Origin of the sequence: Caballeronia sp. GAWG1-1 (assembly GCF_023631465.1) — a bacterium.
Lineage (GTDB): Bacteria > Pseudomonadota > Gammaproteobacteria > Burkholderiales > Burkholderiaceae > Caballeronia.
Window position 1 is genome coordinate 1 of the sequence record NZ_JALQDB010000096.1, and the last position, 1,329, is coordinate 1,329.

Genomic DNA, 1,329 nt, shown 5'->3' on the forward strand with positions numbered 1-1,329 from the left:
TATACATGGCCTCGTCCCATTTGCCAAATCATCTGGTCTACAGCGAGCAGGTGTTGGATTGCATATATACATTCGGCCTGTTGATGGCACGGGTGTGCCTGGCCCCAATGGATTTCGCCCGACGACTCCTTCATATATCCACGGCTTCGAAAGCCCTAAGTCCGCGCAGGTTCAGTCGTCGACGGTCCAACCTGTTTTGCCATTGAATCAGATCACCTGTGCAACCAATGAAGAGGTCAACAACGACGCAGGATGTGATCGGGATTCCGCTCATACCGGCGGCGCATACTCCCGACCACGTGCGAGCAACGCCCAGATCGTTCTGGCAATTTTGTTCGCGAGTGCTACGACAGCGACGTTTGTTCCGCGACGCGCCTGAACGGCGAGTATCCATTGGGAGAGTTTGTCCGTATGCCTTACGGCTTGCTGGACAACCGATCGCGCACCATGTACCAGCAGCATTCGCAGATACCCGTTTCCGCGCTTCGTAATACCGAGCAGCCGATCTTTACCGCCCGACGAGTGTTGACGTGGTGTCAGGCCAAGCCACGCTGCAAACTGCCGACCGTTTGAGAACTCAGAGGCGCTGCCAGCCGCGGCAATGACGCTGGTTGCAATCATCGGTCCGACACCACGGATCTTTTCGAGGCGCTTGCTTATGGGCGATGCATTGTGCACTTGTTGGATCAGGTTGTCATACCTCGCGATCTGCTTATCAAGCAAGGCAAGTCGCTCGTACATATCACGCATCATTGTTCGGGTCAGTTCTGTCAGCTCGTTGTGCGCGTCATCGATAATGGTGGGAAGTTGTGTCCGCACTTTGAGAGGTGTCTGCGCAATAACCACGCCGTATTCAGCCAGCAAGCCTCGAATCTGATTGATCTGCGCGATGCGGTCTCGCATCAGAAGACTGCGGATGCGGTGCATGGACTGGATGTCCTGCTGCTCCACGCTGTTGACTGCGACGTAGCGCATCGTTGGACGAGATGCGGCTTCGACAATGGCTTCCGCGTCATTTCGATCATTCTTCTGAGATTTGACGAACGGCTTGACGAATCTCGGGGCGATAATCTGGACCTGATGCCCCATCGCAGTGAACCGCCGAGCCCAGTAGTGCGCTCCACCACAAGCTTCCATCACAATGCGGCAACACGGTAGGCAGACAACCGCTTCTAAGAGCTTGTTGCGGCTGACTCGCCGGCTCAATACCGGGTGGCCGCGCTCGTCAACGCCGTACAGCTGGAAAATGTTCTTGGCTAGATCGATGCTCAGCAACGCGACGCTCATGACGGCCTCCGTTCATTCGTGGATCAGGGACTGTTCATATTG

The 1,329-nt window shown here is 55.6% G+C and carries 1 protein-coding gene; it reads right to left on the minus strand.

Annotated features, from left to right (window positions below; genetic code table 11):
• Positions 1–270: 270 nt before the first annotated feature.
• The gene (locus NCT03_RS33585) at positions 271–1,287 is read right to left on the minus strand and encodes an IS110 family RNA-guided transposase (protein ID WP_250495507.1); all 1,017 of its coding nucleotides are present in this window, start codon (positions 1,285–1,287) and stop codon (positions 271–273) included.
• Between the last annotated feature and the right edge of the window lie 42 nt (positions 1,288–1,329).

Coding starts and splice junctions, on each gene's coding strand:
- NCT03_RS33585 (WP_250495507.1), bottom strand. CDS start 1,287: ATGAGCGTCGCGTTGCTGAGCATCGATCTAGCCAAGAACATTTTCCAG.